General features: G+C 60.7%; 16 protein-coding genes. 12 read left to right on the top strand and 4 right to left on the bottom strand.

Going from position 1 to position 21,708, the window contains the following annotated elements; translation table 11 throughout:
- The first annotated feature begins 82 nt into the window (after positions 1-82).
- The 4 genes from VVT58_RS06505 to istB all read left to right on the top strand — a co-directional run bounded on the left by VVT58_RS06505 (position 83) and on the right by istB (position 6,481).
- Positions 83-460 (top strand): excalibur calcium-binding domain-containing protein, encoded by a 378-nt coding sequence (locus tag VVT58_RS06505; RefSeq protein ID WP_352000035.1) that lies wholly within the window; start codon positions 83-85, stop codon positions 458-460.
- A 128-nt stretch (positions 461-588) separates the two neighbouring features.
- Positions 589-3,990 (top strand): TM0106 family RecB-like putative nuclease, encoded by a 3,402-nt coding sequence (locus tag VVT58_RS06500; RefSeq protein WP_327753706.1) that lies wholly within the window; start codon positions 589-591, stop codon positions 3,988-3,990.
- 261 nt (positions 3,991-4,251) lie between these two features.
- The gene (gene istA / locus VVT58_RS06495; RefSeq protein WP_176597709.1) at positions 4,252-5,766 is read left to right on the top strand and encodes an IS21 family transposase; all 1,515 of its coding nucleotides are present in this window, start codon (positions 4,252-4,254) and stop codon (positions 5,764-5,766) included.
- Positions 5,753-6,481, top strand: a complete 729-nt coding sequence (gene istB / locus VVT58_RS06490) for an IS21-like element helper ATPase IstB (protein ID WP_327754306.1) — start codon at positions 5,753-5,755, stop codon at positions 6,479-6,481. Before istA ends, istB begins: the two co-directional genes overlap by 14 nt.
- Before the next feature lie 253 nt (positions 6,482-6,734).
- Here the strand turns inward: istB and VVT58_RS06485 are convergent, their stop codons facing one another.
- From VVT58_RS06485 to VVT58_RS06470, 4 genes are all read right to left on the bottom strand, one after another.
- Complete coding sequence (locus VVT58_RS06485) at positions 6,735-7,364, bottom strand: hypothetical protein (protein ID WP_327752080.1); 630 nt, start codon at positions 7,362-7,364, stop codon at positions 6,735-6,737.
- Positions 7,361-7,885 (bottom strand): hypothetical protein, encoded by a 525-nt coding sequence (locus VVT58_RS06480; protein ID WP_327752081.1) that lies wholly within the window; start codon positions 7,883-7,885, stop codon positions 7,361-7,363. The genes VVT58_RS06485 and VVT58_RS06480 overlap by 4 nt, the downstream gene beginning before the upstream one ends.
- A gap of 206 nt (positions 7,886-8,091) precedes the next feature.
- Entirely contained in the window at positions 8,092-8,625 is a 534-nt protein-coding gene (locus VVT58_RS06475; protein ID WP_327752082.1) for a hypothetical protein, read from the bottom strand.
- Positions 8,626-8,803: 178 nt separating this feature from the next.
- Positions 8,804-10,783 carry a MobA/MobL family protein gene (locus VVT58_RS06470; RefSeq protein WP_327752083.1) on the bottom strand — a complete coding sequence of 660 codons (1,980 nt, stop codon included), beginning with the start codon at positions 10,781-10,783 and terminating at the stop codon, positions 8,804-8,806.
- A 513-nt stretch (positions 10,784-11,296) separates the two neighbouring features.
- Between VVT58_RS06470 and hsdR the strand changes: the two genes are divergently transcribed.
- The 8 genes from hsdR to VVT58_RS06430 all read left to right on the top strand — a co-directional run bounded on the left by hsdR (position 11,297) and on the right by VVT58_RS06430 (position 21,674).
- Positions 11,297-13,669: an EcoAI/FtnUII family type I restriction enzme subunit R gene (hsdR, locus tag VVT58_RS06465; protein WP_327752084.1), complete on the top strand. Its 2,373-nt coding sequence runs from the start codon at positions 11,297-11,299 to the stop codon at positions 13,667-13,669.
- A gap of 20 nt (positions 13,670-13,689) precedes the next feature.
- A complete protein-coding gene (locus tag VVT58_RS06460) occupies positions 13,690-15,255 on the top strand; it encodes a class I SAM-dependent DNA methyltransferase (RefSeq protein WP_327752085.1) in 1,566 nt (521 codons plus the stop codon).
- A gap of 29 nt (positions 15,256-15,284) precedes the next feature.
- Positions 15,285-16,400 (top strand): hypothetical protein, encoded by a 1,116-nt coding sequence (locus tag VVT58_RS06455; RefSeq protein ID WP_327752086.1) that lies wholly within the window; start codon positions 15,285-15,287, stop codon positions 16,398-16,400.
- A gap of 16 nt (positions 16,401-16,416) precedes the next feature.
- Entirely contained in the window at positions 16,417-17,211 is a 795-nt protein-coding gene (locus tag VVT58_RS06450; RefSeq protein WP_327752087.1) for a hypothetical protein, read from the top strand.
- Between the two features lie 33 nt (positions 17,212-17,244).
- Positions 17,245-18,798 carry an ATP-binding protein gene (locus tag VVT58_RS06445; RefSeq protein ID WP_327752088.1) on the top strand — a complete coding sequence of 518 codons (1,554 nt, stop codon included), beginning with the start codon at positions 17,245-17,247 and terminating at the stop codon, positions 18,796-18,798.
- Between the two features lie 159 nt (positions 18,799-18,957).
- Entirely contained in the window at positions 18,958-19,533 is a 576-nt protein-coding gene (locus VVT58_RS06440; protein WP_327752089.1) for a hypothetical protein, read from the top strand.
- 106 nt (positions 19,534-19,639) lie between these two features.
- On the top strand, positions 19,640-19,930 hold the full coding sequence (locus VVT58_RS06435) for a hypothetical protein (RefSeq protein WP_327752090.1): 291 nt from the start codon (positions 19,640-19,642) through the stop codon (positions 19,928-19,930).
- The gene (locus tag VVT58_RS06430; RefSeq protein WP_327752091.1) at positions 19,899-21,674 is read left to right on the top strand and encodes a hypothetical protein; all 1,776 of its coding nucleotides are present in this window, start codon (positions 19,899-19,901) and stop codon (positions 21,672-21,674) included. The genes VVT58_RS06435 and VVT58_RS06430 overlap by 32 nt, the downstream gene beginning before the upstream one ends.
- The last annotated feature ends 34 nt before the right edge of the window (positions 21,675-21,708 follow it).

The raw sequence follows: 21,708 nt of genomic DNA, 5'->3' as shown, positions 1-21,708 counted from the left end.
TCATTTCGGAATTGGGGTGACGAAAATGCAGAGAAAAATCTCCGAAAGGCATACTGTGTTTACCTGTGTGCCTTAATTTCGAATGATGTCGTTTCTGAAGCCATTTAGGGCTGTCCCTGTGAAGCCCTCACCTTACTATCAACGCAGACGTCGTGCGGAGAGGCGAACAAGCGCGCTACGCATCCTTCTGGCTGGAGGCGTCTTTGGTATAGTCGCGGGAGTCGCAAGTATCGCAATAACTGCGGATGGTCGAGCAAGGATCGTCGACGTGATTAAGCCGGTGGCCGTTCGTGTCGGCTGGATGCGCGCGCGAACACCTCGGCTTGGCGACTATTGGGCGGGGTGCGATTCTGCGCGCGCTGCTGGAACTGCTCCGATCTATTCGGGCGAACCCGGCTATCGTGAAGAGATGGACGGAGACAGCGATGGGATTGCCTGCGAACCCCATTACCGAAACTGACGTTCGCTTCGGACCCGACTCCACACGATGAGTGTCGAACTCGCTTCCGGGCAAACGGTCATCCATCAATTGCGGCGGCTCACGCTTGAGTATGCCGAGGCTGGAATGTACTGATGTTTTAGGGGGATATGGTGCAAATTCAAAATGGAACGCTGCGCCTTAGTGCCACTGATCTGGTGGGATATCTGAACTGTCGGCACTTGACCCAACTGGAGCACGCGGCAGCGCGCGGTGAGCTTGCGCGTCCGAAATTCTTCGATCCAGCACTTGAGGCACTCTGGGAGCGTGGCAAGCAGCACGAACTGGCCTATGTGGACCATCTGCGCGCCCAAAGCCTTTCATGCGTTGTGATCGACGGCGTGGACATCAGCGAGGAGGCCGTCGCCCAAACCATCGCCGCCATGCGGGCGGGCGTTGACGTGATCGTTCAGGGCGCGCTGCGAGGCGGATCCTGGGCCGGCCGTGCCGACATTCTGCAGCGCGTCGATACGCCAAGCGGCCTCGGCAACTGGTCCTATGAGGCCGCCGACACCAAGCTCGCCCGGGAAACGAAAGGCGGCACTGTCCTTCAGCTCTGCCTCTACTCCGAACTCATGGGCGAAGTGCAAGGCACAATGCCGGTCTTCGCCAGCGTCATCCTGCCTTGGACCGACTTTGAACCGGAGCGGTATCGGCTCGCCAATTTCGCCGCTTATCATCGTCAGGTGAAGCAGGGATTGCTTGGAGCGATCGGAAGCGAGAAATCCGGTCCGACTTACCCGGAGCCGACATCAAACTGCGATATCTGTAATTGGAGCGCGCGCTGCGACAAGCAGCGCCGGGATGACGATCACCTGTGCCTCGTCGCGGGCATCTCCTCGATGCAGATTGCCGAGCTCAAGGATCACGGCGTCACCACGGCAATGGCGCTGGCGAAACTGCCACTGCCCCTCCCATGGAAACCGGAGCGCGGCTCGAAAGAATCCCTGACCCGGGTCCGCGAGCAGGCCAGAATCCAGCTCGAATCCAAAGCCAGTGGCGAATTGCGCTACGAACTTCTGGCACCGGTGGCAGGTTTCGGTCTCAATTGTCTGCCCGAGCCTTGCGAGGGCGATATTTTCCTCGACTTTGAGGGAGATTCCTTCGTCGGCCAGCATGGGCTGGAATATCTCCTGGGCTTCCACTTCCGCGAGAAGGGCGAGCCACATTACCGCGGGCTCTGGGCGCTTGATCGGACTGACGAAAAGGCAGCCTTCGAGACATTCATCGATTTCGTGCTCGATCGGATGAAGGCCTTTCCGCAACTCCATGTCTATCACTACGGCGGGTATGAGTCCGGTGCGCTGAAGCGGCTGATGGGGCGATATGGCACGCGCGAAGACGAACTGGATTCGCTGCTGCGTGGTCTCGTGTTCGTCGACTTGCTGAGCGTGGTCCGACATTCGTTGCGCGCGGGTGTCGAAAGCTATTCCATTAAGAAGCTCGAGCCGCTTTACGGCTATGTTCGCGACACCAGTCTTCCCGATGCCAACTTGGCGCTTAACCGGCTGCAGGTGAGTCTGGAAATGAACGACGCGGCCGGAATTCTGCCGGAGGATAAGCAGACCGTCGAAGCCTACAATCGCGACGACTGTGTCTCGACCGAGGCTCTGCGCGACTGGCTGGAGGCCGAACGTACCAAGTTCATGGCTCGGGGCATTGAGGTAACGAGGCCGGAGCCAGGTGAGGGCGGACCCAGCGAAGGCCTTTCCGAATGGCTCGAGCGGATTACGCCGCTGATTGAGCAGCTGACTGCCGACGTCCCTGTCGACCCGGAAGAACGCACCGCCGAGCAGCATGCGCGCTGGCTCCTTGCCAATCTTCTCGAGTGGCATCGCCGCGAGGAAAAGGCGACCTGGTGGGAATATTTCCGCCTCAGCGACCTCTCAGCAGACGAACTCATCGACGAGCGCGCCGGCCTCGCAGGTCTCACCTTTCTGGAAACGGTCGGCGGCACAGCCAAGTGCCCGATCGACCGCTACAGCTTCCCGGTGCAGGAAGCGGATATCCGCGCAGGCAAAGGGCTGAGAGCGCAGGGCGGCCAGACGCTGGGCACCGTTGAGAACATCTCTAGGGAACAGCGTGCCATCGACATCAAGAAGGCCTCGGCGATGGCCGACGAACATCCTGCCGCCGTCTTCGTGCATGAGCATGTGCCGTCCAAACCGATGCAGGAATCGCTGGTCAGATTGGCGACCCATGTTTGCGAGCATGGCATGGCCCAGGGTGAAGCCTACCAGGCAGCGCGTGACATGCTGATGCGCGTGGCGCCACGAATTGCAGACGGCAGCGCCGTTCGGCTTGACGGTGAAAAGCCCCTCGATGCGGGCGTGCGCATAGGCCCGCTCATCTCAGCAGGCGTGTTGCCGATTCAGGGACCGCCTGGCACCGGCAAGACCCACACGGGTGGACACATGATTTGCGAGCTTGTCCGGCAGGGCAAGAAGGTGGGCATCGTGGCCAATGGCCATGAAGTGATCCGCAACCTCTTGAACAAAGTCATTGAGGTTGCCGAGGAGACCGAAACTCCCCTTATCTGCATCCAAAAGCCGAAAGCCGGGTCCAAGGAAGACGCGACCAATTGGCTGCGGTTCGCGAAGAAGAGCAACGCGGAGATCTTCGCCGCGCTTAACGCGGATTGCAGCGTTGCAGGAGGTACCGCCTGGCTGTGGTCGACGGAGGATGCCTTCGAAAGTCTCGACGTTCTCTTTGTCGACGAGGCGGCACAGATGTCGCTGGCGAATGTGCTCGCCGTTTCGCAGGCGGCAAAAACCTTGGTTCTGCTCGGAGACCCGCAGCAGCTCGACCAACCCATGCAAGGCAGCCATCCGGACGGAACCGGCTGCTCTGCGCTCGACCACCTGCTTTCGGGCAAGCAAACCATCGCACCCGACGAAGGCCTGTTTCTCGACGTTACCTGGAGGCTGCATCCGGATATCTGCGCTTTCACCTCCGAGCTGTTTTACGACGGCAAGCTGGGCGCGAAGACAGAAGCCGCCGGACAACGGGTGAACGCGAGGGGGATCGCCAACGGCACTGGTCTGAGGTTCCTTCCAGTCGAGCATTTCGGCAACCAGAATTGCTCATCCGAAGAGGCTGAAGTCATCGCCGAATTCGTCGCCGATCTTTTGGCACAGGGCGCATCCTGGACCGATCGCGAAGGTAACGACAGGCCGCTCGGGGTCGCCGACATATTGATCATCGCCCCATACAATGCACAGGTGTTCGAGATCCAACGTAGGCTACCCCAGGCGCGGGTCGGGACGGTCGACAAGTTCCAAGGCCAAGAGGCGCCCATCTCGATCTATTCGCTCGCCAGTTCCTCGCATGCCGATGCGCCGCGTGGGATGGAATTCCTATACAGCCCCAACCGGTTGAACGTTGCGACCTCGCGGGCAAAATGCGTCACGATCCTGGTCGGCACGCCGAAGATATTCGAAGCCGAATGCCGCACCCCTCGTCAGATGCAGCTCGCCAATGCATTCTGTCGGTATCTCGAATTGAGCTTATGAAGAAGCAGCGGGCACCGCTTGGAGCCCGTGCTTTTCAAGCATCAAACCGCAGAATATCTCATGGCGAATCAATGACCTGGGCTGATCAAAGCAAACGCTTTGAAGATTTCCGGCGTGTCGAAGCGAGAAGTGGGCCGGCAGAAGTGTGGAGCGGCGTGCAAAATTGACCCCCTTAGCGGGGTGATCGGCGTCTAAAATTGACCCCCATCATTCCAGAGTGTGAGGCGTCGCGGCTTGGACTTCCAGGCGGCGAGGATGGGGATGTTGATTGTGGAGACTATTGCCAAGATTCGCAGGGAGCACAGGGAAGGTAAGCCGATCAAAGAGATCGCGCGTGATTTACGGTTGTCGCGCAACACGGTGCGCAAGGCGATCCGTGCGCCGGAGGCGGATTTCAGCTACGAACGCAAGGAGCAGCCTCGACCGCAGACCGGGCCATTTCGCGAACGGCTGGACGAGTTGTTGGTGCAGAACGAGGAACGGCCCCGGCGTGATCGGCTACGGCTGACACGGATACACGATCTTCTGGAGCGTGAGGGTTTCACCGGCTCTTACGATGCGGTTCGGCGCTATGCGGCACGCTGGAAGCGCGAACGCCGGACCGACGGCGGCGATATGAGCAAGGTGTTCATCCCGCTCATGTTCCGGCCAGGCGAGGCCTATCAGTTCGACTGGAGCCACGAGGACGTGGAGATCGCTGGCAAGCCGATGCGGGTGAAGGTGGCTCATATGCGGTTGTGCTGGTCGCGGGCGCCGTATGTGCGGGCCTATCCGCGCGAGACCCAGGAGATGCTCTTTGACGCGCATGCCCGGGGCTTTGCCTTTTTTGGCGGGGTGCCGACGCGCGGCATTTACGACAACATGAAGACCGCGGTGACGAGCGTGTTCACCGGCAAGGAGCGGGTGTTCAACCGGCGCTTCCTGATCATGACGGATCATTATGGCGTCGAGCCTGTGGCTTGCAGCCCGGCGGCAGGCTGGGAGAAGGGACAGGTCGAGAACCAGGTCCAGACCAGCCGGGAGCGGCTGTTCAAGCCCCGGTTGCGCTTTGCCAGCCTCGAAGAGCTGAACGCCTGGCTGGAGGCCGAGTGCCGACGGTGGGCCGAGCGTTATGCCCATCCAGATCTGGAAGACATGACCATTGCGCAGGCGCTGGAGATGGAACGATCCTCGCTGCAGTCATTGGCCACGCCCTTTGACGGCTTCTTCGAGAGCGAACATGTGGCGAGCGCAACCTGCCTGGTGAGCTTCGATCGCAACCGATACTCGGTCATGGCGAGTGCGGCCCGGGAGGCGGTGCAACTGCGCGCCTATGCCGACAGGATCGTCATCCGTTGTGCAGGCCAAGCGGTTGCCGAGCATGCTCGCGTGTTCGGCCGCAACCAGACGGCGTTCAACCCTTGGCATTATCTGCCGGTCCTGATCCGCAAGCCGGGAGCATTGCGCAACGGCGCTCCCTTCCAGGACTGGGATCTTCCGCCGGCCCTGGCCCAACTGCGCCGCAAGCTGGGCAAAAGCGATGACGCAGATCGGCGCTTCGTCCGGGTGCTGGCAGCAGTGCCCGAAGATGGGCTGGAGGCGGTCGAAGCTGCCGTCCGCGAAGCTATGATGGCGGGTACGGCCAATGACGAAGTGATCCTCAACATCCTGTCGCGCCGACGCGAACCCCAGCCCACCCAGGCCATCAGCGTCCTGGTCGATCTGAAGCTCAAGCATCCGCCCATCGCCGACTGCGCGCGTTATGACATGGTGCGAGGCCTCGATGCAGCGGCATGAGATGTTGGCAGCCCTGAAGAGGCTGGGCCTAAAGGGCATGATCGCCGCGTTCGACGATGCCGTTACCAACGGCGTCCGTCGTGACCGGACCGCCATGGAGATGCTCGGCGACCTGCTCCGCGCTGAAGGCGCGCATCGAGAAGCCGCTTCGATCCGATACCGCATGACTGCGGCCAGGCTGCCGGCCATCAAGGATCTCGACGGCTTTGTGTTCGCCGATACACCGATCAACGAAAGCCTGGTGCGTTCACTCCATGCCGGTTCATTCCTGCCGGAAAGGCGCAATATCGTACTGGTTGGTGGCACCGGCACCGGCAAGACACATCTCGCGCTTGCCATCGCCGCTGCCGTGGTTCGTGCCGGGTCGAGAGGACGGTTCTTCAATACTGTCGACCTGGTCAATCGTCTGGAGGAGGAAACCCGGCAGGCCAAGGCTGGCAACCTGGCCGCCCAGATGGCCCGCCTGGACGTCGTGGTGCTGGACGAACTCGGGTATCTGCCGTTCGCCCGTTCAGGAGGGCAGATGCTGTTCCATCTGATCAGCAAACTCTACGAAAAGACCTCGGTGATCATCACCACCAATCTCGCCTTCGGCGAATGGCCGAGCGTCTTCCAGGATGCCAAAATGACAACGGCGCTGCTGGACCGCGTCACCCACCACTGCGACATTATCGAGACCGGCAACGATAGCTGGCGGTTCAAAAACCGAAGCTGAGACGAGGAAAAACCCCTTCCCCCGGACCCCCATCCCCGGCGGTTACCCCGGTGGGTCCACAGGTACCTCCCGCGGACGCCGCCGCCAGCGCTCCTGACGGCGCGCGGCGGCGTCCGCGGGTCCCTCCTATGGACTACCGGGATAACCGCCGGAACTCACGAAAAGGGGGTCAATGTTGGGCGCCGATAGGGGGTCAACTTTGCGCGCCGGTTGACACGGCAGAAGCGCGCGCAGTGTGTCGCATTGACCGGTCTCACTCGCTTCTCTGTTGATGGCGGTCAACTTGGACCGGTGCTGGGGTCTGGACTGTCTGGAATTCCATCCAGCTATTCAACCCATCTTTGAAACCTTGGTCCGAGCAGGTCGACCGCGCATGCGCTCCAAACCCGTCCGGGCCAATTCGACGTGCGGGGATCAGGATGTGAATATGGCTGGCATTCGCGGATCCCGCGCGAAACGGCATGTGCAGAACCAATAGGGCAGCAAGCTGCAACTCGCGAACGAAATAGGCCATCACCCATTCCCGAACCAACTCCCAACCAGCGTGGACCGGCCGATCCGATAACAAATCGATCGTATACTGCACATAGCCATTGCGTTCGATGAGCGGCTGCGTCGCATCGTAGCGCGTGAGCAGATAATCAAGATCCGCATATTCGCCGGCCGCTGCGGCAGGCAGCAGCAGGTCGTGACGAGCAGCTGGGTGACCCGCGGGCTGGAGCTTTGCCAGGACGGCGGTTGTTATCCCGCATTTCGGGCCATTTTCCCTCCAGAAATACCGCGCGTATCTAAATCCAGGATGTTCGCTCGCATCGGCGACATAGCGGGACAAGGCTTCTGGCTCGGGCTTCGCCACTACCTTTGTTTTGGTCTTCGTGCTCACGCTCGGAGCTCCTTCGGCGCATTCCATGGGCAGGCAGCGGCGAGCCCCGCTTCGCGCTGCCGGGCGCTGGCAAAAGGTGGATGATCGGTAAGAAGGAGACCATATTCACTGGCCTTCACATAGGGACTGCCATCATCGACAGGCGGAACGAACCAGAGTTCTCCGTCGGTCGACCAGCCGTGATAGTGGCTGAGCCACGAGCTGAGGCTGTGCATGCAGATGTCGAAGGTCGCCTGGTAAGCGTCGAAACGGAGCAGCAGGATATCTAGGCCGTGCCGCACGGCGATCTCTTCTGCCAGATCCCAACCGAGCGGCCGAAACTGTGGCGTTCCCAGGACGAGCAGGTTCCGCTCCATAAGCAGGATTCCGCCTTCAGCGCCGGGAAGCCTCTGCTGCGGCTGGAAATCGATCAGTCCCCCGATCTGATGCGCAATCGCAAACAAGCGACGGCGCACTGCCTCACGGACGAACGGAAGGGTTGGCGCGTCCCCGGTGGGACGCAACATGATGGGCATGTTCATTTGATGTGTACCTTATTTAAGGGGGCACGGTCGCCGAGCCGGGCCACGCCTTCCCCTGATTTCATTTCATTGCGCTCAGCTGCCTGAGCTTCCTTTTTTCAACCCTTTTGCTGACCGGAAGCGAGCAGCTGTTGTCTTTTAAGCCGTCGGAGGCGAAGCCGTGCTTGTGACTCCTCGTTGTCGCCGGCCGAATTCGCGGCCCAGGCTCATACGAGGTGGCCTCCCGCCATAGCCTTCCACCGGATACCGCCGACCAGCAGGCCGAGGTCGCGTGTCTCATCATCGCCGAAGGGTGGTTGTTCGTCGGGCGTCAGTCTCTTCAGGCTGAGGTCGAAGCAGCGCGGATCGAGATCACGGTCGCCGGGATCGGGAACCAGCCAGTTCGGCCCGTCAAGATCAGCGGCCCACAGGCGCAGGCCCCGAAACACATGAGTCTCGCCGGCGCGGCAAAGGATGGCGGAGATCCGATAGTCGGCCCCCAGGCCGATCCACGCGGGCTCCACCAGCAGAAGGTCCAATCGCGTTTCGCGCGCGGCGGTGAGAAGCCGGCTGAGCGACACATCCCTGCGCCAATGGGCGAGAACGAGGTCAGAATTTGGACAGTAGAGATATCCGCCGAACACGGGAGGCAAGATGTTGGGGCAAGGCTCTGTCTGCCAGCCTGCGATGGTGGGGAGGGCGACCGCACCATCCTTTGCCAGGGTCTCGCGTTGCCGGTTTTCTTCGTTCAGGTAGATCATGCAGTTGGTACTCGCTTGTCAGCACCGGGGCGGCTGCGATCCCGGCGCTTGGAATGTCTTTCACTTTTCAGCGACAGCCACTTCCCTCATCCAAGCTTCCCATGGGTCAGTGCTGCTCATCGCCCGATGGCAGCGGATACCGGTTGCTGGCGATCACTGCCGGCAAAATGCCAGATCCTTACAGGCTGGGCCCGCCTTTGAACCGTCCCGACATGTAGAGTTGTTCGACCAGCGAAGGCCCTTCTTCTGTGGCTTCGACCGGGCGCGCGGCGGCCGAGACAGCTTTTCCCCGCGCTTTCGCCGGGCGCGCGCGTCCCACGACGAAACGTCTGAATGAGGCGTCAAGATCGGTCGGAGGAGCTGGGCTCTTGTTCAGCAACGCCAGAAGAAAGGGCGCGCTTGCATCATCACTGGAGAGTTGCTGATATGCCCGCACCAGACCGTCATCCTCAGCGTAGACCAGCCGGGCGCCATCCTCCTGCCGTTCCACGAAATATTTCGGCACAGGACTAATGAACGCGTCACGAACGACCTGGAACGCCTGAGTGTGGAGAAGCGCGCCTTTGCCAGACAACTCCAGTTCCATTGCGGCATCGTGACTTGCCTGACGTCGCTCACCTAGTCTCAACGGCTGCGCCGCGTCGAACCAGTCGCTGAAGCTCGTGTTATCGATACGCCTGACCAAAGGCTTCTGCTGACGCCTCCTGCGATCTTCGTCCATCAGTTCGCGTGCTCGCACAGCTTCCGCCATGGATGAGTTTTCAACCGTTTGGGACGGTTCTGACGCGGCGTAATTTTGTGATTCGATCTTCTCGACCGCTTCGGTGTGCTCCCGCGATCGCTCGGCTGCAGCAATTTTCTGCGTCATGCGGACCGCGGTAGCATCCGCTTTCGCCAGCCGGTCCATCGCTCGCTGGTTGGCGTCGTTTTCGACCGCAGCCTTTGCGGATAGGGCGTTCGTGATCGCGGCTAATTGTCCATCAGCGTCCGCGAGAGTGTTGAGCTGGCGTTCCGTTTCATCCACTTCGTGCGAGACCGTCTCAAGCAGGCCTGAATGGCCTTGTGCGGATCGAAGTCCGCCATCAGCCATTTCATTTTTTCTTTCCAGCCTGACCTCGCTCTCAAACTTTTTCGTGTTGCCGGGGGACGCCTGTCCCCGGTCTCCGCGGGAAAGATGTGTGTATCGGGCGGAGCTGCGTTCGGCGGCAAGCGCGCGGTTGAATGATCGGGCTATGAAGCGGCGTTGCAGCTTGAGACCGGCAGGCGTTTCAAGCGAACGGCGTTTGAAGGCGGCGAACGTCCATTCGTGATCTCCGACTCTGGTCATGGGCCGGAGATTGACAAGGATGTGCGCATGGAAATTGCGCTGGTCGCCTTGCTCGTCCGGCTTGTGGAGGGCGGCCGTGAACGGCAGACCCATACTCTCCAGCGGCTTAACGAGAGAAGCCAGGAGGCGGGCTCGCGCTTCCGGTTCGAGCTCATGGGGCAGTGCGATAATAACGTGGCGATAGACGCCCGCATTGTCGCGATCCAAGGCCTCGAGTTGTTCAATCTGTCGTGAACAAGCGACCCGCTCTTCCAGATGGTCACCCATGCTGCTGATGATGTTTCCCTCGACCTGCTCGAGTGCATCGGCTCGTTCGATATATCGCAGTTTGCGGCCGAATTCGCCAGATTTCCAGCGGGCGGTTCGGGCATTGCTACGCTTCTGCTCCTTGCGAAATTGCCGATCTTTCCCCGAACTGAACCCACGGGGAATCCACTCGAAGAATAGATCGCGTGGCATAGCACCGGCGTGCGGCGAGGTGCCGACACCGCCCTTGCCATATTCGAAATGCCGATACAGCTTGGCAGGACAACTGGCCTTCAACCGCAGGCGTTCAGATTTCTTGATTGCGGCCCGCAATTTCTGACCGTCGCGCTTGGCGTCTTCCTCTTCGCGCCGACGCAATCGTCGGGCGAACGCACGGCTTTTCTTTGTTTCCCGCTCTTCGAGCATCGCAGCTCGAGCCGTGTCCCCGCTCGCCTTCAGTCGCTGGACTTCGTGACGGATTTCCTTGCCCGCCTGGCGGCCCTCTTTCTGACGTGCGCCATGGGCTTGCGTCAGAACATGAGCGGCGAGTTTTCGGTCAGTTGACCAGCCTGTCCAGGAATCCATGGCCCTCCGTGGGCCAGGAACGTTAATATATCTATGCATGAGGGGGGAGGCGCGGGTCTTGTTTTCGAACAAGACGTTGACGCGCCTCCCCCCTCTTACTCTCTTCTTCTAACCTCTATCCTTTCCCAGCTTGCTGGATCAGACGCGGTAGCGTCTGCAGTGCTGTGCCTGGCCCCTGCGGTGGCACTAACGTCGCATCCCCCATTGCGAGCTCGCAATCGCGTGGATTGAGGCTACCTCAGCTAAGCCTTCACAGACAATTGGGTGGGGGGCGGCGCTTCCCCGGAACGCCGTACATGGCAACCAAGAGGCACGTGTTGGCAAATGTCGGGCTTGCAAGGTGGGGCAGTCGCCTCGGAGATAGTCGTAGGCAACGAAATCAGTTCTCGTGAGGGGCCTTTATGCCCGGTTCGCTTGACCGTGTCGCACCGGAGAAACCGACATTCCTGCCGTCGAGTGTTTCTGAAAATCATTGCTATGCCAGTGCGCGCCCGGCAGAACACTGGCTAAGTCATGGTCACGGAAGCAGATACCTGTCGAAAACTGATTGTCCCCCGCCTGCAGGTCGCCGGTTGGGACGACGCGCCGTGCGCGATCCAGGAGCAGCGCACCTTCACCGATGGCCGCGTTATGTTCGTCGGCGGAGCGCCACGCCGCGGGCAGAAGAAACGGGCTGACTATATCCTCCGCTACCGGCCGGACTACCCGATTGCGGTCATCGAAGCAAAGGCCGGTTATCGTTCGGCTCAGGACGGTGTGCAACAAGCGCGCGACTATGCCGAAGTGCTGGGCCTGCGCTTCGCCTACTCCAGTAACGGGCATGAGATAATCGAGATCGACATGGTCGCCGGGACCGAGGCCATCCGCGCCGACTTCCCGACGCCCGACGAGTTGTGGGCGCGATTGCGCGACCGGCTCGACCTGCCCGAACCGGCGGCAGACCGCGTCCTCGAACCGGGCTTTCCCGACGCTGACCGGCCATTGCGTTACTATCAGGAAATCGCCGTTAATCGCTCGCTGGAAGCGATCCATAGTGGCCAGCGGCGGCTCCTACTCAATCTATGCACCGGGGCGGGTAAGACCGCGGTCGCATTCCAGATCTGCTGGCGCCTTTGGGCTGCGGGGTGGAACAAGCGCGGTGACCATCGCCGCCCCAAGATCCTCTTCCTCGCCGACCGCAACATTCTGGTCGATGATCCGAAGGACAAGACCTTCACACCCTTTGGCGACGCGCGTTGGAAACTCGGCGCCGGATCAGTCAGCCATGGACGTGACGTTTATTTCTCGACCTATCAGGCGATCGCGGCAGATGAACGCCGCCCCGGCCTCTATCGCGAGTTCGCGCCGGATTTCTTCGACCTTGTCGTCATCGACGAATGCCATCGCGGCAGTGCCCGGACGGACAGTTCATGGCGCGAAATCCTAGATTGGTTCGAGCCTGCTTATCAGCTTGGTATGACGGCGACGCCGCTGCGCGAGGAAAGCCGCGACACCTACGCCTATTTCAGCAACGCGCTTTATACCTACAGTCTGGCGCAGGGGATCGCCGATGGCTTCCTTGCACCCTATCGCGTTCACCGCATTGTCACCGATCTCGACGCGGTTGGGTGGCGGCCAAGCGCTGGCGAAGTGGATCGCTACGGCCGCGAGGTACCTGACGAGGAATATCAGACGCGCGACTTCGAGCGTACGGTCGCATTGCGGGCCCGGACCGAGGCGATCGCTCGTCACTTGACTGACTTTCTCCGGAACACCGATCGCTATGCCAAGACGATAGTGTTCTGCGTCGATCAGGACCATGCCAGCGAAATGCGCGCAGCGCTCGTTCGGCTCAACGCAGACATGGTTGCCAAGCATCCCGATTACGTGGCTCGCGTTACGGCAGATGAAGGTGATATCGGCAAAGGCATGCTGAGCCGGTTCCAGGATCTGGAGGTCGAATCGCCTGTCATCCTGACAACATCGCAGTTGCTGACCACTGGCGTCGATGCGCCGACCTGCAAAAACGTCGTACTCGCTCGCATCGTCGGTTCGATGGCCGAGTTCAAGCAGATCATCGGTCGCGGCACGCGCCTGCGCGAGGATTACGGCAAGCTCTGGTTCTCGATCCTCGATTACACCGGCACTGCGACGGAGAAGTTCGCCGACGCAAGCTTCGACGGGGAGCCGACGACCGAGACAAGCACAGAGATCGACGAGACTGGCGCAGTGATCTCGACCGACGTCGAGGAGCACGAACAGCCCGAAGTCGGTGACACCGCGAACGGACAGGATGCGGGGCCAACCTTGTTGCCACCCGATGCCGAAAGCGACGGGATGCCTCGCAAATTTTACGTTGATGGCGGCGACGTGGAAGTGGTGGCCCACCTCATCTATGATCTGGACAGCGACGGCAAACGGCTAACCTGTCGCAAGCTCACCGACTGGACCGGGGAGAAGGTGCGGACTCTGTTTGCCACCCCGGCCGCGTTCCGTGCGGAATGGGCGATGCCTGACAAACGTAGCGCCGTGATCGACGCGCTGGCTGAACGCGGGATTGACCTGCACGCGCTCGCCGTTGAAGCCGGTCGCCCGGACGATGATCCTTTCGACCTGCTATGCCATCTCGCCTGGAACGCACCGCTCACGACGCGGGCCGAGCGTGCCCGCCGCCTGCGCGATGCGGACCTGTTCGACCGCTATGGCGACGACGCCCGCGCGATCCTCGATGCGCTGCTTGACCGCTACGCCACCGGCGGCGCGGACGAGCTTGCCTTGCCCCAGGCGTTGAAGGTGCAGCCGGTGTCGGATTTTGGCAACCCCAGCGAGATCGCTCGGCGCTTCGGTGGCCCACAGCCAATGCGTGAAGCTGTTGCCGAACTCACCGCCGCCCTCTACGCGGCCTGACACGACACTGAAGGAAGACGATGGCTCGCCAGCCGAAGAAAACTGCTGCCCCTCAGACTACCGCGCAGCGCCTCGATTCGATCGTGAAGTCCGCGCGCAAGATCATGCGCAAGGACAAGGGGCTGAACGGGGACCTTGACCGGCTACCCGTGCTCACCTGGGTCATGTTTCTCAAGTTCCTCGACGACCTTGAGCGCGTGCACGAGGATGAGGCGGAACTGGCCAGTGAACCGTTCCACGCCGCGATCGAGGCGCCGTATCGCTGGCGTGACTGGGCGGCCGACAAGGACGGCATCACCGGACCGGATCTGCTCGCCTTCCTGAATGCCGACGAACCCGTCCGCCCCGATGGCACCAAGGGCGCCGGCTTATTCGCCTATCTGCGCGGCCTGCGCGGCACCAACGGTGGGCGCGACCGGCGCGATGTGATCGCCACCGTTTTCCGCGGTGTTCAGAACCGCATGGAAAGCGGGTATCTGCTGCGCGATGTCATCAATCTGGTCGACGGCATTCATTTCGACAGCTCGAACGAGATGCACACGCTCGGCCGCCTCTATGAGACGCTGCTGCGCGAGATGCGCGACGCCGCCGGTGACAGCGGTGAATTTTACACTCCGCGCGCGGTTGTGCGCTTCATGGTGGAGCGTATCGATCCCCAGATCGGCGAAAAGGTGCTCGATCCGGCATGCGGCACCGGCGGCTTTTTAACCGAATCCTACGCCCACATGACCGGCCAAGCCAACAGCGTGGAGAAGCGCCGCCAGCTTCAGGCTGGATCGCTGATCGGCGTCGAAGCCAAGCCGCTGCCTTATCTGCTGGTGCAGATGAACCTCCTCCTCCACGGACTCGAGGCTCCCAATATCGATCCCGGCAATGCCCTCCGCCATCGGCTGGCAGACATTGGCGAGCGCGACCGGGTCGAGGTGATTCTGTCCAACCCGCCCTTTGGCGGCGAGGAAGAGGCCGGCATCCTCTCCAACTTCCCCAATGATCGTCGCACGGCAGAGACGGCCTTGCTGTTTCTGCAGCTCATTATGCGGCGGCTGAAGCGCAAAGGTAAGGGGCGCGCCGCCGTCGTCGTGCCGCACGGCGTGCTGTTTGGTGACGGCGTTGCCGCGCGCATTAAGGCCGACCTGCTGGAGAAGTTCAATCTCCACACGGTCGTCCGCCTGCCCGAAGGCGTGTTCGCGCCTTATACCGATATCGCCTCAAATCTGCTGTTCTTCGATACCACCGGGCCGACCGGCGACATCCATTACTGGGAGCAGCCACCGCCCCAGGGCCGGAAGAAGTATAGCAAGACTGCCCCGCTACAGACTGCAGACCTCGCCGATCTGACGACATGGTGGGCGGATCGCAGCGAGGATGCGCGTGCCTGGGTGGTGGACGGCCCGTCCCTGATCCAGCGTGACGAGGGTGGGGCCGTCCGCACCGTCAACCTCGACCAGAAGAACCCCAATGCCAAGGCAGCCGAAGACCATCGCGCACCGGCGGAGATCGTCTCCGCCGCGCTCGCGAAGGAACGCGAGGTGCTGGCGATCCTCGAAGAATTGCACATGCTGGTCGCGGAGCGCGACGCGGCATGACCAGGCAAGCGGTTGCGCTTGGAGACGTGATGACACTCGACCTCGATCCGCACCGGATCGAGGCGGGTCGGACCTATCCAAACATCGGTATCTACAGCTTCGGTCGCGGCACATTCGGCAAGGAGGCCATCGACGCAGCCGAAACCAGCGCCTCCACTCTCTATCGCATCCGAGCCGGACAGATCATCTATAGTCGTCTGTTCGCCTTCGAGGGCGCCTATGCGTCCGTTCCGACGGAGCACGACGGCGCGTTCGTATCGAACGAGTTTCCGACGTTCACGGTCGATACCGCGCGCGCTGACCCGGCATTCATCGGTTGGCTTTTCCGCTGGTCCGAGACGTGGCGAAGCCTCCGGGCAGGTGCGGTGGGGATGGGCGATCGGCGTCAGCGTGTTCACCCTGATCGCGTGCTGCGGTATCGCTTTGACTTACCCCAGCTAGCCGAACAGCGGCAGATCGTGGCGCGGCTGAATGCGGCAGCGGCGGCGATCACCGCACGGGCAGAACACGCGATCAAGGTGGAAGCGGAGATTGCGGCAACCCTCGCTGCCGCCTTCGGCCGCATCACCACAGACGCCCCGCTTAGGCCGATGGGCGACGTCGCGCCCCTCGTCCGCCGCCCGGTCAAGATCGATCCAGACGCCAGCTATCTTGAAGTCGGTGTGCGCTCGTTCGGGCGTGGCACCTTCCACAAGCCACCGCTGCCCGGCATCGAGGTCGGATCGAAGAAGCTGTTTTCTGTCGAGCCTGATGACCTGCTCTTCAACATTGTATTCGCGTGGGAGGGCGCTGTGGCGGTGGCGCAGTGTGAAGATATGGGCCGCGTTGGATCACACCGTTTTCTGACTTGCGTGCCAGAACCCAGTACGGCGACCGCAACTTTCTTACGTTTCTGGTTCCTGTCAGCGGATGGGCTGCTCGCGCTTGGTCGCGCATCTCCGGGCGGGGCTGGCCGCAACCGGACACTGGGCGTGAAGGCCCTGGAAGCGATCGAAGTGCCCGTTCCATCGCTTGATGCACAGCAGTGGTTCGACAACCTTCAAGCCAAGGCGAGTGCGGCGCGGAACGCTCAGGGGGGCACAGCAACCGAGCTCGCCGCGCTTCTTCCCGCGATGATGAACGAAGCCTTCGGCGGGGGCGAATGAACCAGGGGGAACGACTGTGGCGAAGCTGAACCGTAAGCAGATCGAGGACGCCACCCGCGCTATGCTTGAACGCCATCCTGGCGGGGTGCGTTGGGCGGAAGTGCTGAAGGCGGTGTCCGCCGCGCATCCCGAGACGCCGCCGAACTCGATCCGCGGTGCGACCCACCACCTATTCCAACGCGGCGACGGCATCGTGAAGATCGCGCGCGGTACCTATCAGCTTGCTCGCTATGCTGATGCCGACGCGGCAGAGGCCGTCGCGCAGGACGAGGCCGTTGCCGCAGAACAGGTTGTCATCGAGAACGCTGCGACAGATCCGGCCTCGCTGTCCGAACAAGATTTCTACGCGAGCTTCGCCGAATGGTTGGAGGAGAATGAGGAGGTGACCGTCGCCGGTGCGCTCGGCGGTAGCGTGCTGGGCGGCAAGTGGGGCACGCCCGACGTGATCGGCGTGTTGAAGCCCCGCGCACAGGACATCTTCAAGTTCGAGCCCCAGATCGTCTCGGCCGAGATCAAGGCGGTGCCGAGCCAGCCCGTCGTCGCCTTCGGACAGGCGGTCGCCTACCGCCTGTTCAGCCACAAGAGCTACATCGTCGTACCGCGCACGACGACCAGCGACGATATGAACCGCCTGACCTCGCTGTGCAGCATTCACGGTGTCGGCCTGGTGATTTTCACGCTCGACCGCGAACTGCCGGATTACGCCGTGGTAGTCCTCCCCGCTGTCGCCAGCCCGGACATGTTCTACGTCAACACCATGCTCGACCGTCTCAAGACAAGCGAGCCGAGGTTGCTGAATCGATTGTTCTGAGGTTGATTACACCCACGAAGTGGGGGCTAAAAAATGGCGAAGAGAAGTATAACCAACGAAGAGATTGCTCTTATAAAAGCGATGCGCGATCGCGGGATGCGAAACAGCTCCATCCAGTTTTACTTTAATCGCCCAGATCGACAGGTGAATTCCGGTCGCATCACCAACATTGCGGACGGAAGCTATAGCGACTCCGCCACGATTCCCGCGGCCGATGATGCGACCCTGGATACCTTTCTGGGCAGATTTCAGCAGGTGTCAGCCAACATGCCGACGGTGTCGGCGGCGGTCGCCCCATCACCGCCGAGGGGTCCGCTGGATCCGGTCACGATCGCGGAATTGTTCGCGCAGGATGCTGATGGCATCTGGCGCTTTTGCCCCGGCGAAACTGACGAGCACGAATGCAAGGCAAGTTTTCGCTTGCGCAATCCGCACGTCTGGCTTCGTGCGATTGCGGCGCTCGCCAACAACCGGGGCGGCTACATTCTGTTTGGTGTGCACGACAAGGATACCGCCCAGCCAGACGGGATCGACAAGAGTTTCGCGGTTCTTGGCCTGGCTGGCACGGAATTCGCTAATCTCGATCCGGCCGACCTTACCTCGCATATTAAGGCAAAACTCGACCCGACACCGCGGGTCAGTTCGGCAGTTATGGACTTGGGCGGCAAAGCGGTCGGCGTCCTCCATGTGGAGCAGCATCCGAGCCGTCCCGTCATCGTCACCAAGCAAGAAGGCGATATCCGAGAAGGAGATATCTTCTTCCGCTACCCTGGTCAGTCGTCGCGCATCAAATATGGCGACCTTCGCACTATGCTCGACGAACGCGACGCTATGGCTCGTCAACAGATTCTGCCGATGGTGGAGAAGTTGCTGCAACGCGGCCCCGGTCGCGTTCTGCTTGCTGACCTCGAAGACGGCGTCCTCGACGACGGCAAGCGCCCGATTTCGATCGACAAGACGCTGCTCGACCAACTCAGCTTCATCCGCGAGGGAGAGTTCAGCGAGGTGGACGGTGCCCCGACGCTGCGGTTGATCGGCGAGGTTTGCGCCATCGGTGACGACCGTATCGGAAGCCGCGGTGTTGTGACCGACGCAAATCTTTTAAAGAATTTTCTCAAGCAGGAGACGCTGTTCCGGCCGGTCGAATATATCCGTTTCGCGGTGGAGGCATCGCATGCCGAATGGCTGCCTATCTTTTACTTTGCCCAGCAATCGCAGTTCGATCGCGCTGATCTCGCCGCATTCATCGGTCGGCTTGGCGGCACCGCAAAGCGGCGCGAGATGTTCACCAAGCGAGCAACCGGCGCCAAGATGGCTCTGACCGTACCAGTGGGGACGCCCGCCGCCATGCTGATGCAGATTGTCGCAGGCGATTTGCCGGAGCCCACTAATGGCAAGGACGCCGCGAACGTAGCCCTCGCGATGTGCGGCCTGACCTCGCTCCCGGACATCGAGCGGGTGACGATCCTTGCGTTGCTGGAGCGATGTTACGACCTCGCCCAGGCGGAGGCGAAAAGCGGCGTCATCAGCACCATCCGGAGGGCAGCCTGCCGGATTGACGAACTGTTATTTGCGCCACCGTCATAGCCGCTGACAGCGCGGATGACCTCCAGCAAGTTTGGCAACGAATCATGATCTAAGGAGGTCATGCAACGTGACCTAACAGCTTCCGAACCAGCTTCTTCTTCCGACGCGCGAAATGCGTTGCGCAGCCAAATCGCCTCCGTGCGCGCACGCGTCAGGATCATGAAGGCCGCCGCCGCCGTCCGAGAAGGCGACGCGGAAAGGCTATCCTTCCACGTCCGGCAGGAAAATATCCGCCGGACGAACAGCCGCACCCGCAACAACAAATTGTTCGCGCACGGCTCGGTCGCTGAAAAAGGCGGCTACGTTGATCTGGACGATCTGGCCATTCTCGGCCTCGAACATCACGGGCCGCTGTATGCATATTGGATAGCGATCTCCGCTGCCGAGGTCGCCGGCGGCCGGGGCGCATATCTCGCAAACATCTTCGCCTGCCCGAAGCGGCTCGCCTGGTGTCATGCCGAGGGCGCGCGGGTGGCCTGGGCATGGGCGAAAACGCTTCGTGATCAGCAGACAGCGGAATTCGAAGCGAGAGATCGGGCGGGCACATTGAGCGACTGGCGCAAGCTGCCCATGTCCGCCCGGCAATATTATCTCATCGGCTTGATTTGTAAGCGCTTGGGGATCGAGGAACCCCGCCGTCTGCGACGTGGCACCGCCTATGACTGGATCAAGCTGAAGGGCGGTCATCCGATCTTCTGGCAGCCCCCCGATCGCCTTCCGGACTGGGAAGGTTGATGATGCAGATCATTCCAATTCTGCCGCTGGCCCGCTGCCATTGGCATCGCAGCCGAGCGCCACCCCGTGTTCCCATTCCACCAGATAAACTCAAAGGAGAATTTCGATGAAAGATGAGAATAGCATGGTTGGTCTGACGAGCGGCTACGCCGATGCCGACCAAAGCGAGAATATCAGGCTGTCTTTGGTGCAGCAGAACCGTCAGGCTGTCGAAGCCAAAATCAAGGAAATCGAAGCTCAATCACTCGCACTTGAGGCGAAAGTCGCGGCTGGTGAAATTTCGGCGGCTGATTTGAAGCGTCATCAGGACGAAATCGGCCGGGCTCACAAGCGTCTGGCAGGCAATCTCCGGCTACTCGAACTTTATGTTTCGCAGCTGGAACAGGTTGAAAATTAAGCGGATTAAAACCTTCGCTATTCATGTCGCACTCTCCAGCAATGAAGAGTGCGACATGAACGCAAGGATACCCTTCGAACTGATAAAGCTGTCGGCCGCCGACATCCCAGCGGCACGGGCAGATCTCAAGGAAGCGGTTAAGCGCGGGCGTTTCGCCAACTCAGGATGGGTCCGCGGGGATCGCGAAAGCTATGGCAAAGCTCTCCTCGCGTCGGACGATTTCTGCCGCAGCCCGTCCGGCTGGCTCGATGACGCGGACGTCCGCTTTCCGAAAAGCTGCATCCCTGTTGATGCGGCGGAGCTCGCTGAACGCTTCCGCTGGATGATGCACGCTCCTCGCAATGAGGAGGTTATCACGGCGCTCATTAACGCGCTTCGCCCGTTATGGGAAAACAATCGCCACAAAGAAAAATCCCGGCGGCGATCTCTGAAACACACCGCCATTTTATCGAAGCCAGATCCTTGGGCAGCCGCCGCCGCGGTATTTCGCCTGATAGTCGATCATCGCCCGTTCGCTAATTTTCTCATCCAGGGCTACAGGGAGAGGGCGCGCCGCTATATCGCGAACAGAAGACCCGACGACCGCGGCGACCTTTTGGACGTTTACCGCCAGGTCTCAGTCTTCTGGATTTACCTCAGAGCCCAAATCCACGCCGCACGACTATTCCATGCAGAATGGAACGGTTTTGAATCTGGATCGCCAGAAGCCCCAGTGCGGCTTACCGTCGGAGGCGCCGCTGTGCCTCTGGAGGAGGCCCGCAGATTGGCCCGCCTGGCTGCCAAATGGTCACACGGGGAAAGCATCAAGATTAAGGAAGAAGCAGAACTCCACGCATTTATCGAATCAAACAACCTGCGAGCCCTGGCATTAGATCAAGCCACCGCACTTGGCTTCACGTCAGGCCAAGTCGCGGGAGAAACGGCCGCCACGATCGAACAACTTGCCAGTTTGCACGACTATCTGGCGCACCTGGATTCCTGGGTTGCACCTTTCGTTGACGGTTTCTCGAAAAGCAAAAAAACGCGCTCGCTGACGGTCGTGGACATTGTCCATCAGAAAGCGGGAGGAAAAAGGCGTGAGAAATTCGGCGCCAACGTCTCGCTAAAGGCGCAGATCGAAGCGATCAAGGAAGCTGAGGGAAGCAGGGAGGCGGACATGGTTGCGGCCACCGTGCGATATGGCGCTTCAACACTCACCTGCCTAGCTTACGCGGTAGGCGAAATATATTCTTCCTTCATTTCTCTAACGAGAGAAGGTCTGATTCAGAAATGGGGTAGTGGCGACGAAACTCGGGGAGATAAACTCATTGCCACCGCGCATCGGGAGAAATCCGATGCGAAGTTTAATCTTTTTGCCATTTACCGATGCGCAATAACACGAGATCAATCCAGCATCTCTGTTGAAACCGGAAGTGATCATACTGACTTGGAAACGGGTGATTATCTAACGAACGAAGGAGTGGCCGACTACGACGGTACCGACTTTGTCATCGAAAATCGCTCGGGCGCATCTACAGATGGGCTGGACCATGTGATGGGCAGAGGCTTCTCCCTGGTGGACAAGATCGCATCAATAGAATTTGCGCTGGGACCATCACAAGCGGCTAGCCCGTTCCGCAACATGGCGGACAAGGCGGTCGCCGAGGCGAGCACAATCCGCAGATTTGAGGCTTCCGAAAATGGCCCGATCGGCAAGGCGATGACGCGCAGCGTGAACCGATTCCGAAAAAGCTTCGGGTCCTGACCTGGCGACAAATGCTCAACCTAAGCGTTGGGGT

The organism is Sphingobium sp. SJ10-10, assembly GCF_036038995.2.
Taxonomy (GTDB): domain Bacteria; phylum Pseudomonadota; class Alphaproteobacteria; order Sphingomonadales; family Sphingomonadaceae; genus Sphingobium.
This window is presented reverse-complemented; position numbering and strand designations above follow the sequence as displayed.

Bases quoted from the DNA above. Each gene is read 5' to 3' on its own strand.
- VVT58_RS06505 (WP_352000035.1), top strand. From the start codon at position 83: ATGATGTCGTTTCTGAAGCCATTTAGGGCTGTCCCTGTGAAGCCCTCA.
- VVT58_RS06500 (WP_327753706.1), top strand. From the start codon at position 589: ATGGTGCAAATTCAAAATGGAACGCTGCGCCTTAGTGCCACTGATCTG.
- istA (WP_176597709.1), top strand. From the start codon at position 4,252: ATGTTGATTGTGGAGACTATTGCCAAGATTCGCAGGGAGCACAGGGAA.
- istB (WP_327754306.1), top strand. From the start codon at position 5,753: ATGCAGCGGCATGAGATGTTGGCAGCCCTGAAGAGGCTGGGCCTAAAG.
- VVT58_RS06480 (WP_327752081.1), bottom strand. From the start codon at position 7,885: ATGAACATGCCCATCATGTTGCGTCCCACCGGGGACGCGCCAACCCTT.
- VVT58_RS06475 (WP_327752082.1), bottom strand. From the start codon at position 8,625: ATGATCTACCTGAACGAAGAAAACCGGCAACGCGAGACCCTGGCAAAG.
- VVT58_RS06470 (WP_327752083.1), bottom strand. From the start codon at position 10,783: ATGGATTCCTGGACAGGCTGGTCAACTGACCGAAAACTCGCCGCTCAT.
- hsdR (WP_327752084.1), top strand. From the start codon at position 11,297: ATGGTCACGGAAGCAGATACCTGTCGAAAACTGATTGTCCCCCGCCTG.
- VVT58_RS06460 (WP_327752085.1), top strand. From the start codon at position 13,690: ATGGCTCGCCAGCCGAAGAAAACTGCTGCCCCTCAGACTACCGCGCAG.
- VVT58_RS06455 (WP_327752086.1), top strand. From the start codon at position 15,285: ATGACACTCGACCTCGATCCGCACCGGATCGAGGCGGGTCGGACCTAT.
- VVT58_RS06445 (WP_327752088.1), top strand. From the start codon at position 17,245: ATGGCGAAGAGAAGTATAACCAACGAAGAGATTGCTCTTATAAAAGCG.
- VVT58_RS06440 (WP_327752089.1), top strand. From the start codon at position 18,958: ATGAAGGCCGCCGCCGCCGTCCGAGAAGGCGACGCGGAAAGGCTATCC.
- VVT58_RS06435 (WP_327752090.1), top strand. From the start codon at position 19,640: ATGAAAGATGAGAATAGCATGGTTGGTCTGACGAGCGGCTACGCCGAT.
- VVT58_RS06430 (WP_327752091.1), top strand. From the start codon at position 19,899: ATGTTTCGCAGCTGGAACAGGTTGAAAATTAAGCGGATTAAAACCTTC.